Source organism: Peribacillus simplex (genome assembly GCF_030123325.1).
Lineage (GTDB): Bacteria > Bacillota > Bacilli > Bacillales > DSM-1321 > Peribacillus > Peribacillus simplex_D.
In genome coordinates this window covers 5,642,776-5,657,751 of record NZ_CP126106.1, presented here as the reverse complement: position 1 = coordinate 5,657,751, position 14,976 = coordinate 5,642,776, and the positions used below count along the sequence as shown (strand labels likewise).

The following is a 14,976-nucleotide window of genomic DNA, read 5'->3' as shown; positions in this document are numbered from 1 at the left end:
GTGACCTCCTCAGGAGAATAAGTTATCGATATTATCAGCATACCAGTTAATATCCTATTTTTAGAATATACCAAAATTTCTTTTATGTAAAACTTAGTTTTCACCCTAATATGACTGTTTTGGAGAAAGAAGTGCAATGGCCTCACATAAGTCATTTTTCGGATCTGGAATTCTGGAAATCGGATGGACGGGTAGCCCGCTTTTTTAGCTTTGGACCCCACTTTCCACCTTTTGATATACAAAGCAAAGTTTGAGAAGGTGTCATTATTTTCAAAGTTGATTTAAAATATTTAAATATAGTGGACACATTTAGTATAGCTTTACCGTTCGATGCTGGATTAAACCCAAAAAAGGGAGGGAGATTCTTGTGGAATGGACAATGTTGCTTTTAGCTGGTGGGAAATCAAGCCGTATGGGAGTGAATAAGGCCCTGTTGACCATAGGTGGCGTTGTGAACATTTCAAGAGTGGCATCCGAATTGAAAAAGGTGTCAGAAAACGTCATGGTCATTACGAATACATTTGAAGAATATCATTTTTTGCAACTTCCGCTAATTCCGGATTTACATAAAGATCAAGGCCCGCTTGGCGGATTGCATGCAGGGTTGACCTCATCGAAAACGGAGTTTCAATTCCTTGCAGCCTGTGATATGCCGTTTGTGAGTGCAGATGCCATAAAGGATATCATTTCCCATTATGAACCTGAATTCGATGCTGTCGTTCCAGAAATAAATGGCAGGCTTCAGCCGCTTTTTGCGGTTTACCATAAAAGGTGTCTTCCTGTACTGACGGAGTGTTTATTGAAACATGAATTAAAAATGAGTCTATTTTTGGAAAAGATTTCGGTGAAAGTCATGAAAGAAACCGACTTTAAGTTATATCGCGAGAATCCTGAACATTTTCAATATCTTTTTTTCAATATGAATACGATGGAAGATTATCAAGAGGCAGGTTATATTGATCAAACTGAATTATATATAAAGGATGGTAGACATGAATTATAATATTTCAAAAGAGCCGATTGTCATCCAGGAAGTGATTGATAAAGTAGTCAATCGAAATGCAGGTGCCGTCACGACATTTATTGGTACAGTGAGGGAAATGACGAAAGGGAAAAAGACTCTCTTCTTAATTTACGAAGCGTATGAACCGATGGCCATCAAGAAATTGGAGCAAATCGGATCTGAGATAAAGGAACGTTGGCCTGATGCAGAAACGGCGATCACCCACCGTGTAGGTAAACTTGAAATCACGGATATCGCAGTGGTTATTGCCGTTAGTACGCCACATCGAAATGATGCATATGAGGCGAACAGGTATGCGATTGAAAGAATTAAAGAAATCGTCCCAATCTGGAAAAAAGAACACTGGGAAGATGGGGATACATGGGTAGGAAACCAGTTGGAAACCGTTCCATATCCATCGGGGAAACCGGAAAAGGGGGATATTGATGATTAATGTACTTTTATTTGCCCAATTGAAAGATGAGCTAGGCAAAGAGACTCTTTCTATAGAAGGAAATGGAATGAGTGTGGCGGAGCTAAAAGGAAAAATGAGGGTAGATTTTCAATTGGAAGGTCTTGAAACCGTGATGACGGCGGTCAATGAAGAATTTGCCGATGATGACACGATTCTATCTGATGGAGATACAGTTGCTTTCATTCCGCCAGTAAGTGGGGGCTAAGGCGTTCGGAAGGGAGGGTTCACGGTGAAAGAACGATATTCAAGGCAGACTTTATTCGCCCCCATTGGTGAAGGGGGCCAATTGAAAATTATGAAGAAGCATGTCTTGCTTCTTGGTGCAGGGGCTTTGGGATCTGCTAATGCCGAGGCCCTTACTCGGGCAGGAGTAGGGAAGCTTACCATTGTCGACAGGGATTATGTCGAGACCAGTAATTTACAGCGCCAACAAATGTATACGGAACGGGATGTCGAGGAGAAACTGCCAAAAGCAGAAGCGGCAAAGCGTCATTTGTTTGATATCAATCATGAAGTTGAAGTGAATGCCATCATCATGGACGCAACTGCCCAGAACCTCGAACAGCTGCTTGGGGATGTTGATTTGATATTGGATGCAACCGATAATTTTGAGACACGGATGATCATTAATGATTTATCACAAAAGCTTCATATACCGTGGATTTATGGGGCATGTGTGGGGAGTGTGGGTATGACTTTGACGATCCTTCCCGGACAGACTCCATGTTTGCACTGCTTGCTTAAAGCAATCCCCATTCAAGGAATGACCTGTGACACAGGTGGAGTCATATCACCAGCTGTAACGATGGTAGTGGCACACCAAACTGCGGAAGCTTTGAAAATCCTTATTGAAGATTGGGAATCGGTACGGCCTGCACTTGTTTCTTTTGATCTGTGGAGAAATCAATACCAAACCGTTAAATTGACAAAAGCGAAAAAGAAAGATTGTCTCTCATGCGGGGAGCAGAGGACATACCCCTTTTTAACACTGGAAAATGCAACGAAAACGGCTGTTCTCTGCGGGAGGGATACTGTACAGGTAAGACCGCCAAAACCTTTGGAACTGCATCTCGAGAAACTAGCCAAAGATCTGGACGGCAGCGGCTATTTGGTGAAGTTCAATCCATTTCTTCTCTCTTGTGAAAAAGCTGGGGAGCGTATCGTCATTTTCAAGGATGGCCGGGCGTTGATTCACGGTACGAAGGACATGGTCCATGCAAAGGCCACGTACCAAAGCATCCTGGGATAATGAGTTTAAAAAACGAGGCTGCCGGTTAAGGAGCCTCGCTTTTTTATGAATCCATATAGGTAATGGTTATCGGGTATTAGTGTGCAACCCCGTCTTTATTATCTTGTTTGGAAGCAACGATGACTACTTTTCCTTCGTCAAGCACTTCCTCGTAACGTTCTGCCTCCATATCACTAAGGCCAAGGTTGCTCATTCGGTTACGAAGTTCATCTCCGCGTGATTTAAAAAGATTTCCGACGGTATCAAGGAAACCTTGTTCCTTCATGCCTACACCTTCTGTATTTGTATTCTCGGTAAGGTGTTTTGAACGGGTTTTATCATGGGCAAACAAATATACATCGTCTTTCGTATAACCTGATGTAACTAATTCATCAATTTTTTCCTTTGCTTGTAAACCGTTTTCTACTACATGTACTTGATACATATAAACTCCTCCTTGAATTTAGTGAGATTCTCTTGAATATAGGTAAATGGAATCTTGCTTATTACAGTTGCTTGTTGGCTATAGTAGTATATAACCTCATTTGGGCACTGATAAACATTCATTTCGAAGAAAATTTTAGTAAGTGGTGAAGCGGAACACCTTCTGAATGCGGTAGGTCAAGTATTTAAAGACCGGCAGTTTCTTCTGGTATTCACTGTAATCCACCGTGTATGTTCCATTTTGATTTGTCCAGAGTCTTTGAAAATAGCTATCCACATCCTTGGAAACGTCCGCATCATTTGGAGCATGGATTTCAACATTCGCTTCAAGATTATAGTCATCCAGATTGCGTGACGTATAATTAGCCGATCCTCCAAGGATAACCGTATCATTAGCCCTTTGGATCATCATCAACTTCGTATGGAACTGTTCTTTATCTGTTTTGTACCAGCGAATCGAGATGTTTTCATTCCCCAGTTTTTCGAATTCGGCAGCAACCGGAAGATTGGGAAGCCCGATTTTTTCACTTCCGAAAGCGTTTTGATTCGGATCCAATATCATTTGAATCTTCACACCCCGTTTAGCTGCATCCGTTAATGCCTCGACAACCTCGCGATCGGCAATATAGAACATGGCAAGCTGGATGTTGTCACCCTTTTTTGCATCCTTAATTGCCTTAAGGACATGTTTATTGATTTTTCCTTCCGTTAGCAGTTGTACCGATATCGGTCCTTTATCTGCTGATGTGCCTTTGAACTCAGGAAATGACTTTGGTCCTCCCGAGAATTTCGAAGCGGCTTCTTCGGCTTTAATAAAATCTCCAATGATATTCCCATCCATCTGGAACGCAATATTGGAATGGAATCCACTTGCGTCATGAGGGTTGGCAGATGAGATGATGGCCGTTTTTTCAGTAGCGACCACTTTTCTGTGATTGGCTTTGATATTCATCAGTCTAAGATAAGAGCGCAATGTGACCTTTGGTGCGCTTTTAGCCATTGGATTCACAATCCAGCCTTTCCCGCTTTCACCGAACCATTGGAAAAAGGTCCGATATACACCTGAATAGAGAGGATTCGGATCCCGGAGGCGGTCTAAATTGGTAACTATGACATCAATGCCATTTTTCTTCATCGTTTCCAATGCCTCTAGCTGGTAGGCATTATAGGAAGTATTCACTTCATCAGTAATGAAAATGACCTGGAGGCCAGGTTTCTTTTTCTTCTGTTCAACCAGATTATCCTTCAGGTTCTCGGTTAACTTCGGGAAGTTTATCTTTTCATCATAAAAAGCGTTAAACAAAAACATGTCGATGACGATATAGGAATCAGCCTCTTCTATGGCTTGATTTATGGTTTGGAAAATGCGCTGCTCATGTTGCAGACCCCCTTGTTCATCGTGATAGGAAAGGTCATAGATGAAATCGATATCCTCGACATGGTGAACCTTTCCTTCATAGGAAATGCCATCGGGGAGAAGCTTGTAGCTGTTATAGACGATTACGAGTGTAATGACGATCAAAATGCTGACAAGCAGATAAAATCGTTTTCTTTTATACCATTTTTTCATAGGGAATCCTCCAACATGGTTAAAGTGCTTGCTAACTTTCTATTTCCCACTTTTGGGGTATATAGAAACATAAATCGTAGTCTATGGAAAAAGGCAAGGCGATGTAGTTTGATATAATATAGTTTCAAAAAGTGGAGAGGGGCTGTGGCAGATGGCAAAGCAGTTATTAACAAATGATTGGTGGCCTCTATTGAAAGAGGAATTCAAAAAAGAATATTACCAGGAGCTAAGGGAATTCGTAAAGCAAGAGTACAGTCAGCAAGTCGTTCATCCCGATCAGGACGATATTTTCAATGCACTTCACTATACTCCTTATGAAGACGTAAAGGTTGTCATCCTTGGACAGGACCCTTACCATGGCCCTGGTCAAGCGCATGGCCTTAGTTTTTCGGTTAGGCCGGAGGTTCGCATCCCGCCTTCTTTAAGAAATATTTTTAAAGAGTTACACACCGATCTAGGCTATGAGGTTCCGAATAATGGTTCCCTAGTCGAATGGGCAAAACAGGGAGTGCTTCTATTGAATACCGTCTTGACTGTTCGTGAGGGAGAGGCCCACTCACACCGCGGAAAAGGATGGGAAATCTTTACGAATCAAGTTATTCGCCTATTGAATGACCGTCCGAAACCTGTTGTATTCATCCTGTGGGGGAAACCTGCACAAACCAAAATCCCTTTGATTGATGAAACCCGTCATAAAATCATTAAGTCCGTACATCCGAGTCCGCTGTCGGCTTCCCGTGGTTTCTTTGGCACCAAACCTTTTTCCACAACAAATCAATTGCTGTTGGAAATAGGGGAATCCCCAATTGATTGGGAAATCTCGAACCGATGATAGGGGCAAGAAAACGAAACGGGTGAATTGTATGGCGTGCCGTCATTTCTATATAACTTGGGATCCCAGTTTTCCAAAGGGCTGCCGTGCTTTTCAATTTAAAACATCAAACCAGCCTTCTCTTGATGTTTTTCATTCTTCAGGACAGCCATGCTTGAAATTTCAGGCCAAGCCAATAAAGAGGTAGGAAATATGCAAGGTGTTTTCTTCTCTGATTTTTGCTATGCTAGTTATGATAGTTTTGACCTGTATATAGACGAGGTGGTAAAGTTGGATATTTCATCAAGACAAATGTTGGATAAAATCGAAGAGCTTGTTTTAAAAGCGAAACAGGCAAATTCAGAGGATAAGGTGCAGGGGTATGTAATCGCCATTAAGTCCCTTTGTGAAGTAATGGTGGATGAAAAAGCGGCGAACATCAGCATGCCGAAGCCAATCACATTGACCCAGCCCGTTATGTCGGCTACACCGAATGTAGAACCGGTTAAAATGGATGAGGCCAATGGGGAGTCCTTGTTCGATTTTTAAATGAGGGAAGGGGAGCGAAATAATTGAAACTGTTCATCATTTTAGGTGCATTGAATGGGTTTATTGCTGTGGCACTAGGTGCATTCGGTGCACACGGACTGGAAGGGAAAATTCCTGATAAATATTTAGAAACCTGGCAAACCGCTGTTCAATATCAAATGTTCCATGCGGTTGGTTTATTGGTAATCGGTTTATTGGCTGGGAAGATTTCAAGTCCGCTGATCAACTGGTCCGGCTGGCTTATGCTAATAGGAATTATCCTGTTTTCCGGAAGCCTATTCGTTCTAAGCGTTACGCAAATCAAGGTCCTTGGTGCCATCACACCGCTTGGCGGGGTTTCATTCTTGGTTGCTTGGGTTTTGATGATCATTGCTGCATATAAATACTTGTAATGAAAAAAGTCATTCCAATATAAGAAGAGCCTCGGAATCAAATGGATTCCGAGGCTCTTCTTTATTGGATTTTAATCACCTTGGCGAATAGGTGGTAAGCCCAGTGCCTCCAAATGGATATTCATATTCGATTTCTTCATCAAACGTTATATAATCTAAGTATACCATCGGGATTAAGTATCGTTTTCCCGTTTGAGGGTCGCTTATGATTAAGTGATCGCGTCCTGCAGCCTCAATGATTCCTTTGAAGATCTTGGCATTCCATTCCTTGTTGTTTTCAAACGTTGTATAAACAGTGGCTAATTTTCCTTTATTCAAACGCAAGATGTTCTCGATGTATGATTGTTCGACCGGAAGCATGCCAGGTATCTGTGGTCCGGAAGTGGCTGGACTCACCTGCATCGGCATTTGTTGTGGCGTGCCTGCCATAGTGGGCTGTTGTGGCTGGTATGATGGCTGTTGGTATCCTTGCTGCGGGTAACCTTGTTGCTGGTTAGGATTCTGCTGCCTTAGTTCAGGCTCATTATTCTCATACGGGTAATAGGGGCTTCCCCCGTACGGGTAGTTACCATAAGGATTATTTTGTGACATTGCATTCCCTCCTAAATTCAAGGTTTAGTTGATGCTGTGGAATTTGGACAATCCAAGAGTGTGGACTGGGAGAACTGTGCGATTTATAGCGACCGGTAGTATTGTATATGTTTCTGGACAATCCCCGGGTGGCTTAAAAAACCACAATGAAAGTTAAGCGATACATAACGGCTGCCATTCATGATATAAACCATATCCTCTTGCCGGCCAATGAATAGAAGTAACGTTCCTTCACCTCTCTGGAGTCAGGAATTGCCTTGATCAATTTTCCTGAAGCTGAATGGGACTGTGAAAAAATAAATTCATCACTATTGAAAATGTATGGGATGTGGATTGGATTTATTCCACAGCCGGGGAAAAATAAAAAGGAGGGGACACAAAAAAAAGCTTCCGGAAACCGGAAGCCCATCGTCTTATACGTATAGGAATGAAGATACGTTTTCTTCCGGCAGGATATTGCCTACAAAGAAAGAACCAAATGCAGCGTAACGTGCACTCACTTCATCAAAACGCATTTCATAGATTAATTTTTTAAATTGAAGGACATCATCTGCGAATAGTGTAACGCCCCATTCATAATCGTCAAAACCGACAGAACCCGATATGATTTGTTTTACTTTACCGGCATAACTGCGGCCAATCAAGCCGTGGGAACGCATCAAGCCTTTGCGCTCTTCCATGGAAAGCATATACCAGTTATCATCGCCATCACGACGCTTGTCCATTGGATAGAAGCATACATGTTTCGCTTTTGGAAGTATCGGATAAAGTCTTGAACGGACATGAGGGTTCTGGTAAGGGTCCTCACCATCTCCTCCAGCTAAGTAATTGCTTAATTCCACGACGGAAACGTATGAATAAGCGGGAACTGTATATTCGGCAAGCTTCGTTTTATTGAATTCGTTTTCAATTGCATTCAATTCTTCCATGGTTGGACGGGCAAACATAAGCATGAAGTCCGCTTTCTGGCCTACGATGGAATATAGGGCGTGGCTGCCTTCATTGTCGCTTTGTGTCATATTCCATTTATCCAGTAAACCTTGGAATTCCGAGATGGCCAATTGGCGTTCGTCGCTTGATAACGTTTTCCAAGAAGCCCAGTCGATCAGACGGAAATCATGTAAACAATACCAGCCGTCCAGTGTTTGTGCTGCTTCACTCATTACGATCACTCCTAAGTCTTATTATAACTTTAATATAACATAGTTTCAGTATAAGGAAATTTATATCAACCCGCAAACACCACCCCTGTTTTTCGGTGTTCAAACAATTTTCAAATTTGCGGATTGGCAGGAGACCAAAGTGGCTGGAAATTACCTGGCTGCTAGAGTATTCTTAAAAGAAGACGACTATGGATTTTCACCGGATGGTTAAATATAGAAGGAAAGAGGGAAAACGTATCTAAAAAGGAGGAAGAGCCAATGAGTGATTTATTTGAAATATTGGAAGCGAAAGTCATGGGGCATAATTTAAAGATCGTTTTTCCAGAAGGGCTGGATGAACGGATTTTGGGGGCGGCAGCAAGGCTTGCCAAAGCTAAACTGGTGACACCGGTATTGATCGGGGATATCGGGTTGATTCAAGAGAAGGCAAAAGATATGAAAATCTCCCTTGATGCAATCGAAATATATGATCCGAAGAATTATATCATGATGGATGAAATGGTTGAAGCGTTCGTGAAGGTCCGTGAGGGTAAAGCGACCGATGTACAAGCACGTGAAATCTTAATGGATGAGAACTACTTTGGAACCATGCTCGTCCATATGAAACTGGCCCATGGAATGGTGAGTGGTGCAACGCATTCGACTGCCGATACGGTTCGTCCCGCCTTAAGGATCATAAAAACAAAGCCAGGCGTCCAAAAAACATCGGGAGTATTCATCATGGTCCGGAATGAAGAAAAATATGTGTTCGCGGATTGTGCGATCAATATAAACCCCAATTCCCAAGACCTGGCTGAAATTGCGATAGAAAGTGCGAAGACTGCACGAATGTTCGATATCGAACCGCGTGTGGCTATGCTGAGCTTTTCGACGAAGGGATCGGCAACATCCCCCGAGACCTTAAAAGTGGCTGATGCTGTCGATTTGGCAAAAGAAATGGATCCTGAAGTCATTCTTGATGGGGAATTTCAGTTTGACGCGGCGTTCGTTCCTTCGGTGGCAAGAAAAAAAGCGCCGGATTCCCTTATTCAGGGGGATGCGAATGTTTTTATTTTCCCAAGCCTCGAAGCAGGGAACATTTGCTATAAGATGGTACAGCGCTTGGGTGGTTTCGAAGCAATCGGTCCGATCCTACAGGGGCTGAACCGTCCGGTGAATGACCTTTCGAGGGGATGCAGTGAAGACGATGTATATAAACTGGCTGTCATTACAGCGGCACAGGGATTTGTGGCGCAGTATCAATAGGCAGTTTAAGGATTAAATGTAGAGGGAGATTCGTATGAGTGAAACAGATTCATTATTAATGCAGCAAGAGTGGAGAATCATTGATCAATCTTCCGTTGGACCTCAGTTTCCAGCTCTGGAGTCCTTTGCGATGGATGATACATTTTGCGCTTCCGTAGGGTCAGGTAAATCAGCGGCCGTAGCCAGGGCGTGGGTACATCATCGAACCATCGTCATGGGTATACAGGATACGAAGTTGCCATTTCTTAAAAAGGGTTTGGATCATTTAGAAGAACAGGGTTTTCAGGCCATCGTTAGGAATTCCGGAGGGCTGGCAGTCGTGCTGGATGAAGGCGTCCTTAATTTGTCGCTCATTTTTCCTGAAAACGAGCAGAAAATCGAAATCAATCGTGGATATGATGCGATGTGGAAGCTTGTCCAATTGATGTTTGCCGATTTCCCAGTCACGATGGAGGCAAGGGAAATCATCGGTTCCTATTGTCCTGGAAGTTATGATTTAAGTATAAATGGGCAAAAGTTTGCCGGTATATCCCAACGCAGGATTCGTAATGGCGTAGCGGTGCAAATCTATTTGTGTGTCAATGGAAGCGGGGCTGAACGTGCCAGTCTCGTGAAGGGTTTTTATGATGCAGCAAAAGGAAATGCAGAAACCAAGTTCGCTTATCCTGATATCGTCCCTTCGGTAATGGCGTCCCTAACGGAATTGTTGGGCGTGCAATTGAGTGTTCAGGACGTTATGTTCAGATTCCTGAATGTATTGAAGGAACATAGCGAAAGGATATTCTCAGACACTCTTTCCGTTCAGGAATGGCCGATGTATGAGGCATACTTGACAAGAGTGGCGGAACGCAATGATAAAGTATTCGATGCATTAAAGGATTGATATGAAAGAAGCCGTTCCAGTAATTCAGGAACGGATTTTTTCATTTAATACGACTTTAGCATTCACTGAAACTGTAAAATGCATGTATGATAGGCGAAGATATTATTGCCTCATCCTTGAAACAATGAAAAAAGAGCCTTGTCGGCTCCCTTTTTTAAGATAAACATGGGTGAAACGGCCTTTGGCATGTGGTTGATCTATTATAACTGAACCCCACATTATCTTATTACTCGGCCATTTTTTCCAAATTGCCATTCCGGTCCATCTTGAACTTCGTTGCCGGACGTTCCTCTTCCTCTAACAAGACCAGCTTTCTTGCTCGATTCATGATATTCATCAAAGTTTCATAATCTTCCTGCATCAAGCCGCTGTTTTGTTCCAGGTGGCTGATTTTATTCTCCAAATCTTCGTTTCGCTTTTTCAGCCCTTTAATTTCAAGCTTCAATCTTTCATTTTCGGTTTTTAATACTTCAGCTTGAAGCATGCGGACGTTCATAGATTCCAAATAGGCGATGACGGCATCAAGGCTCATGGCCGTTTCCAAAGTCACTGGTGTTTGCTGTGTCTTAGGAGTGAGGGCTTCAGCCACAACGAATTCCTCTGCTGTTTCATAATTGGTAGTATCGACTTCGGATTTCAACTCTAGTTCCTCTTCTTGTACATGGGGAACCATTATGTCGGAAATCGTTGGGGACGGCGGTGTATAAAGAAGCCGTTTTTTCCCTCCTTGATCTTTTCCAAGGATCCTTTGCCGCTGCTTACGCTGTTTCTTGGCAAGGGAAAGCGCTTTATCATAATTATGGCGGACAACTGCATTCCAGCGGAATCCGCATGCTGCAGAGGTGCGATTCAACTTATCTCCTACCTCTTCAAAAGCATTAAGCTGAGTGCTGCCTTCCCGCACATGGCGCAATACCGTTTCTGCCAAAAGCAAATCATCTTCTTCTGTCCAGGCGTCTTGACGAACCTTCATTTCTACATACTCCCTTTCTGGTAACTTTTAAAATAAATAACTATATAAAATATCGTGTGGCAGTGATTTATGAGTGTTCTACTAGCATTTTGGACAAAATCCGGATTTTTTATACAAAAAGGTTAAAAGGATACTAGTTTTTTGCTTAATTACATCCTTTTACAGCGGCTGCCCATTCCTTTTCACATGATCAAGCCCTCTTGATATTCATAAGTAGAAGCGGTAAAATACCCTTTAGTCATATAAATGGATGAAAAATAGTTTGTCCTGGAAAGGATGGTGACCGGAGGATGTCCAATGAATTCAGAGTGTGCGATGACTGCTTGGCGGTAAACATTAAAACATTGATCCCGCGTCTTGAAAAGCTTGATCCCGACGCGAAAATTGAAGTGGGCTGTCAATCCTATTGCGGTCCTGGCAGAAAGAAGTCTTTTGCCTTTGTCAATAACCGTCCAGTTGCTGCACCGACAGAAGACGAGTTACTAGATAAAATCAATAAAAAACTAAAGTAGGATCCATGATATATAGGTAGAGTGGATTGTTTGCTTATGATAAATGGAACAAGTGATCATCACCCAGATTCAACACACTGCGGTGATTTTTTATTTTCTTATTTTCAAGACAAAACCAGACTGAAACTTCCGTTTTCTTACAAAAGGACCTCTCTTGCTAGCAAGGTGGATGTTAGGGGTTTTTGTCAAAACACGCTATAATGAGTGCATCGAGATTATGAAAAAGAGGGTAGTTCATGGAATATTCCGGCGAAAAATTACAAGAAGAAAAGGTATTCAAGGACCCGGTGCACCGATATATACATGTTCGTGACCGGGTTATATGGGATTTAATAGGGACGAAGGAATTCCAGCGTCTTAGAAGGATCAAACAGCTGGGAACGACTTATTTGACCTTTCATGGTGCGGAACATAGTCGGCTTAGCCACTCGCTTGGAGTATATGAGATTGTCCGGAGAATCGTGGATGATGTTTTCGAAGGCAGACCGGAATGGAAACCTGAGGAACGGTTACTATCCTTGTGCGCAGCACTGCTGCATGATTTGGGTCATGGTCCTTTCTCTCATTCTTTTGAAAAAGTGTTTGACCTGGATCATGAGCAATTCACGCGGCAAATAATCCTCGGCGATACGGAAGTGAATAAGATCCTCCTTAGAGTTGGACGTGATTTTCCTAAAAAAGTGGCAGAAGTCATAGCAAAAACCTATAAAGGCAAATTAGTAGTCAGCCTGATTTCAAGTCAGATCGATGCTGATAGAATGGATTATTTACAGCGTGACGCTTACTTCACTGGCGTTAGTTATGGACATTTCGATATGGAAAGGCTTTTGCGTGTAATGAGGCCAAGGGAAGAACATGCCGTCATAAAACAAAGCGGGATGCATGCGGTTGAGGATTACATCATGAGTCGCTACCAAATGTACTGGCAGGTTTATTTCCATCCAGTTACGAGAAGTGCGGAGGTCATACTTACCAAGATTCTGCATAGGGCGAAGCATTTATATGAATCCGGTTATGAGTTTGCTCAAGAACCGCACCATTTTTATTCATTGTTCAAGGGAGACGTGACTTTAACGGACTACTTGAAAATGGATGAAGCGGTGATGCTCTATTATTTCGAAGCATGGGAAGAGGAGAACGATGCGATTTTAAAAGATTTATGCACTCGCTTCGTTAACCGTAAACTATTTAAATATGTGGAATTCCATCCATCGAACAGTCAAATGAACAGGTTGATGGAATTAAGGACGCTATTCAAGAAGGCAGGCATCGATCCGGATTATTATCTTGTCGTCGATTCTTCATCAGATCTGCCGTATGATTTTTACCGGCCAGGTGAGGAAGAGGAGAGGCTGCCGATTCACTTGCTGAAAAATAATGGCGAAATTCGTGAATTATCGCGTGAATCCGAAATTGTCGATGCAATTTCAGGGAAAAGAAGAACGGATCATAAGTTGTATTATCCAGCAGATTTATTGCGTGATGAATCTACGAAGAAAAATATAAAAAAACAGATTCGTAAGCTTTTGGAGCTATCGGATTAAAGTGGTACATTTTTGGTGAGGAGTGACGAGCCTTGTTTAAGGATCATGCAAACATTATCAATGCAATTTCTACTGCAGGTGAAATCTCGGGTCGGAAAAAGTTGCAAAAAATCGTTTATATCGCGAAGAAGCTTTCCTTCCCATTTCATGAAAAGTTTCAATTTCACTTTTACGGACCGTATTCGGAGGAGTTGACCTTACGGATTGAAGAGCTCTGCGAAATGGGTTACTTGAATGAAGTGAGGGAAAAAAAAGCAGGGTATTATCAATATTGTTATTCGATAACGGATGCCGGCCAGGATTTCCTATCCATACAGGAAGTGGAGATGCCGGCACTTGAGGCATGCTTATTGGATATGAACGAACAGAATGCCCGGTTTTTGGAGCTGGTTTCAACGGTGTTATACTTCGACACGCTTGAAAAAGAGGAAGTCACCGAGAAAATTTTCACGCTGAAAAGCAAACAAAAATATACGCTTGAAGAAATTGATGAGGCATATGAATATATTGAGCAGTTAAAAACAAAAGCTAAGCCGAATTGATGGCTTAGCTTTTCCCCATTATGTAAAGCTTATAAATCGCTTTTACGGACACCGGCTACTGCTAAATGATTTTTTGACATTTCTTCAATGAAAATCGTCACGGCTTCAGCTGGTGCTCCAGTTGTTTCCGTAACGGCTGCAGTCACCTTTTCGACTAAAGCCTTTTTTTGTTCGTCTGTACGGCCTTCAAGCATTTTGACTGTTACATATGGCATCTCTTTTCCCCCCTTCCCCTCTTATCTTGTAGTGTTTCACAATGGAAAAAGAATTGCAAGACACGGAAGTCAGAGTTTTTTCACTTCTTGGACTTTTGATGTATACTAACGGTAATAAACAATGGGGGAGAAGCTATCGATGGAATTCATTGATCAAATAGGACAGTTTTTGCATTATAGCTTGGAAGAACTTCCGTATGTCATAGTGTCACTGTTAATCGCATTTACGGTTCATGAATTTTCCCATGCTTATGTGGCCTATAAGTTCGGTGACCCGACTGCAAAGAATGAAGGAAGAGTCACGTTGAATCCGATTTCTCATTTGGATCCGATCGGGACGTTGTTGATATTAATAGCCGGATTTGGTTGGGCGAGACCTGTACCGGTTAATCGTTTTCATTTCAAGAATCCAAAATTGGCAGGAGTGCTCGTCTCTTTTGCCGGTCCGTTCAGTAATTTGATTGTTGCAATTTTGGGGTTTTTAATTTTTTACGGATTGCTTGCAGCAGGCGTTGGACCTGATTTACCGTTTTTCGTCAAGCCCTTCTTAGATACACTCATAAATTTAAATGTCCTTTTATTTGTATTTAATCTGATACCGCTGCCGCCGCTCGATGGCTATAGGATCGTACAGGATCTTGTATCAGCGGACTTGCGGGCAAAAATGACCCAGTATGAACAATACGGCTCCCTGATTTTCCTGATTATGATCATCACACCGCTGGGCGATTATACAATCAGACCGATTTTGGATACTGGCATTAAATTTGTAGGAGGCATCTTGAGTCAATTTTTTTCACTTTTGTTTTTTAACCAATAATAAGGAATGACAAACG

Annotated in this window: 19 protein-coding genes; 13 read left to right on the top strand and 6 right to left on the bottom strand. The window is 42.3% G+C overall.

The features are described 5' to 3' along the window. Positions 1-367 precede the first annotated feature (367 nt). The 4 genes from mobA to QNH43_RS26975 are packed head-to-tail and all read left to right on the top strand — an operon-like array spanning position 368 to position 2,727. A complete protein-coding gene (gene mobA, locus QNH43_RS26990; protein WP_283916372.1) occupies positions 368-1,003 on the top strand; it encodes a molybdenum cofactor guanylyltransferase in 636 nt (211 codons plus the stop codon). Beyond that, a complete protein-coding gene (locus tag QNH43_RS26985; RefSeq protein ID WP_283916371.1) occupies positions 993-1,457 on the top strand; it encodes a molybdenum cofactor biosynthesis protein MoaE in 465 nt (154 codons plus the stop codon). The genes mobA and QNH43_RS26985 overlap by 11 nt, the downstream gene beginning before the upstream one ends. Continuing rightward, on the top strand, positions 1,450-1,683 hold the full coding sequence (gene moaD / locus QNH43_RS26980; RefSeq protein ID WP_076368394.1) for a molybdopterin converting factor subunit 1: 234 nt from the start codon (positions 1,450-1,452) through the stop codon (positions 1,681-1,683). Before QNH43_RS26985 ends, moaD begins: the two co-directional genes overlap by 8 nt. 24 nt (positions 1,684-1,707) lie before the next feature. Beyond that, positions 1,708-2,727: a MoeB/ThiF family adenylyltransferase gene (locus QNH43_RS26975; protein WP_283916370.1), complete on the top strand. Its 1,020-nt coding sequence runs from the start codon at positions 1,708-1,710 to the stop codon at positions 2,725-2,727. 76 nt (positions 2,728-2,803) lie between these two features. Here the strand turns inward: QNH43_RS26975 and QNH43_RS26970 are convergent, their stop codons facing one another. After that, a complete protein-coding gene (locus tag QNH43_RS26970; RefSeq protein ID WP_283916369.1) occupies positions 2,804-3,151 on the bottom strand; it encodes a YflT domain-containing protein in 348 nt (115 codons plus the stop codon). 135 nt (positions 3,152-3,286) lie between these two features. Further along, positions 3,287-4,720 (bottom strand): phospholipase D family protein, encoded by a 1,434-nt coding sequence (locus tag QNH43_RS26965; RefSeq protein WP_283916368.1) that lies wholly within the window; start codon positions 4,718-4,720, stop codon positions 3,287-3,289. Positions 4,721-4,871: 151 nt separating this feature from the next. Here QNH43_RS26965 and QNH43_RS26960 point away from each other — a divergent pair, with 151 nt between their 5' ends. The 3 genes from QNH43_RS26960 to QNH43_RS26945 all read left to right on the top strand — a co-directional run bounded on the left by QNH43_RS26960 (position 4,872) and on the right by QNH43_RS26945 (position 6,472). Continuing rightward, positions 4,872-5,552, top strand: coding sequence for a uracil-DNA glycosylase (locus tag QNH43_RS26960; RefSeq protein ID WP_283916367.1), 681 nt, complete (start codon positions 4,872-4,874; stop codon positions 5,550-5,552). A gap of 192 nt (positions 5,553-5,744) precedes the next feature. Further along, positions 5,745-6,080: a YwdI family protein gene (locus tag QNH43_RS26950; protein ID WP_081395609.1), complete on the top strand. Its 336-nt coding sequence runs from the start codon at positions 5,745-5,747 to the stop codon at positions 6,078-6,080. 23 nt (positions 6,081-6,103) lie between these two features. Then, positions 6,104-6,472, top strand: coding sequence for a DUF423 domain-containing protein (locus QNH43_RS26945; RefSeq protein WP_076368389.1), 369 nt, complete (start codon positions 6,104-6,106; stop codon positions 6,470-6,472). A 75-nt stretch (positions 6,473-6,547) separates the two neighbouring features. Here QNH43_RS26945 and gerQ read toward each other — a convergent pair whose 3' ends face one another. Continuing rightward, positions 6,548-7,063 (bottom strand): spore coat protein GerQ, encoded by a 516-nt coding sequence (gene gerQ / locus QNH43_RS26940; RefSeq protein WP_063234195.1) that lies wholly within the window; start codon positions 7,061-7,063, stop codon positions 6,548-6,550. A 413-nt stretch (positions 7,064-7,476) separates the two neighbouring features. After that, positions 7,477-8,226, bottom strand: a complete 750-nt coding sequence (gene hemQ, locus QNH43_RS26935) for a hydrogen peroxide-dependent heme synthase (protein WP_076368388.1) — start codon at positions 8,224-8,226, stop codon at positions 7,477-7,479. Between the two features lie 258 nt (positions 8,227-8,484). On the opposite strand from hemQ, the gene pta reads away from it, so the two are divergent. Together pta and QNH43_RS26925 are read left to right on the top strand one after the other, a co-directional pair. Continuing rightward, complete coding sequence (gene pta / locus QNH43_RS26930; protein ID WP_283916366.1) at positions 8,485-9,471, top strand: phosphate acetyltransferase; 987 nt, start codon at positions 8,485-8,487, stop codon at positions 9,469-9,471. A gap of 34 nt (positions 9,472-9,505) precedes the next feature. After that, positions 9,506-10,354: an octanoyl-[GcvH]:protein N-octanoyltransferase gene (locus QNH43_RS26925; protein WP_283916365.1), complete on the top strand. Its 849-nt coding sequence runs from the start codon at positions 9,506-9,508 to the stop codon at positions 10,352-10,354. Between the two features lie 226 nt (positions 10,355-10,580). Here the strand turns inward: QNH43_RS26925 and QNH43_RS26920 are convergent, their stop codons facing one another. After that, a complete protein-coding gene (locus tag QNH43_RS26920) occupies positions 10,581-11,327 on the bottom strand; it encodes an RsfA family transcriptional regulator (protein WP_283916364.1) in 747 nt (248 codons plus the stop codon). A 290-nt stretch (positions 11,328-11,617) separates the two neighbouring features. Here QNH43_RS26920 and QNH43_RS26915 point away from each other — a divergent pair, with 290 nt between their 5' ends. The 3 genes from QNH43_RS26915 (at position 11,618) to QNH43_RS26905 (ending at position 13,925) form a co-directional block, all read left to right on the top strand. After that, a complete protein-coding gene (locus QNH43_RS26915) occupies positions 11,618-11,839 on the top strand; it encodes a YuzB family protein (RefSeq protein WP_048683566.1) in 222 nt (73 codons plus the stop codon). Between the two features lie 236 nt (positions 11,840-12,075). Continuing rightward, the gene (locus QNH43_RS26910) at positions 12,076-13,383 is read left to right on the top strand and encodes an HD domain-containing protein (RefSeq protein ID WP_283916363.1); all 1,308 of its coding nucleotides are present in this window, start codon (positions 12,076-12,078) and stop codon (positions 13,381-13,383) included. Between the two features lie 32 nt (positions 13,384-13,415). Beyond that, complete coding sequence (locus QNH43_RS26905) at positions 13,416-13,925, top strand: YwgA family protein (RefSeq protein ID WP_076368383.1); 510 nt, start codon at positions 13,416-13,418, stop codon at positions 13,923-13,925. 29 nt (positions 13,926-13,954) lie between these two features. Here QNH43_RS26905 and QNH43_RS26900 read toward each other — a convergent pair whose 3' ends face one another. Continuing rightward, positions 13,955-14,140 (bottom strand): 2-hydroxymuconate tautomerase, encoded by a 186-nt coding sequence (locus tag QNH43_RS26900; RefSeq protein WP_034315897.1) that lies wholly within the window; start codon positions 14,138-14,140, stop codon positions 13,955-13,957. Between the two features lie 139 nt (positions 14,141-14,279). Here QNH43_RS26900 and QNH43_RS26895 point away from each other — a divergent pair, with 139 nt between their 5' ends. After that, complete coding sequence (locus QNH43_RS26895) at positions 14,280-14,960, top strand: site-2 protease family protein (protein WP_283916362.1); 681 nt, start codon at positions 14,280-14,282, stop codon at positions 14,958-14,960. The last annotated feature ends 16 nt before the right edge of the window (positions 14,961-14,976 follow it).

Coding starts and splice junctions, on each gene's coding strand:
- QNH43_RS26985 (WP_283916371.1), top strand. CDS start 993: ATGAATTATAATATTTCAAAAGAGCCGATTGTCATCCAGGAAGTGATT.
- moaD (WP_076368394.1), top strand. CDS start 1,450: ATGATTAATGTACTTTTATTTGCCCAATTGAAAGATGAGCTAGGCAAA.
- QNH43_RS26970 (WP_283916369.1), bottom strand. CDS start 3,151: ATGTATCAAGTACATGTAGTAGAAAACGGTTTACAAGCAAAGGAAAAA.
- QNH43_RS26965 (WP_283916368.1), bottom strand. CDS start 4,720: ATGAAAAAATGGTATAAAAGAAAACGATTTTATCTGCTTGTCAGCATT.
- QNH43_RS26960 (WP_283916367.1), top strand. CDS start 4,872: ATGGCAAAGCAGTTATTAACAAATGATTGGTGGCCTCTATTGAAAGAG.
- QNH43_RS26950 (WP_081395609.1), top strand. CDS start 5,745: ATGCAAGGTGTTTTCTTCTCTGATTTTTGCTATGCTAGTTATGATAGT.
- gerQ (WP_063234195.1), bottom strand. CDS start 7,063: ATGTCACAAAATAATCCTTATGGTAACTACCCGTACGGGGGAAGCCCC.
- hemQ (WP_076368388.1), bottom strand. CDS start 8,226: ATGAGTGAAGCAGCACAAACACTGGACGGCTGGTATTGTTTACATGAT.
- pta (WP_283916366.1), top strand. CDS start 8,485: ATGAGTGATTTATTTGAAATATTGGAAGCGAAAGTCATGGGGCATAAT.
- QNH43_RS26925 (WP_283916365.1), top strand. CDS start 9,506: ATGAGTGAAACAGATTCATTATTAATGCAGCAAGAGTGGAGAATCATT.
- QNH43_RS26920 (WP_283916364.1), bottom strand. CDS start 11,327: ATGAAGGTTCGTCAAGACGCCTGGACAGAAGAAGATGATTTGCTTTTG.
- QNH43_RS26915 (WP_048683566.1), top strand. CDS start 11,618: ATGTCCAATGAATTCAGAGTGTGCGATGACTGCTTGGCGGTAAACATT.
- QNH43_RS26910 (WP_283916363.1), top strand. CDS start 12,076: ATGGAATATTCCGGCGAAAAATTACAAGAAGAAAAGGTATTCAAGGAC.
- QNH43_RS26900 (WP_034315897.1), bottom strand. CDS start 14,140: ATGCCATATGTAACAGTCAAAATGCTTGAAGGCCGTACAGACGAACAA.
- QNH43_RS26895 (WP_283916362.1), top strand. CDS start 14,280: ATGGAATTCATTGATCAAATAGGACAGTTTTTGCATTATAGCTTGGAA.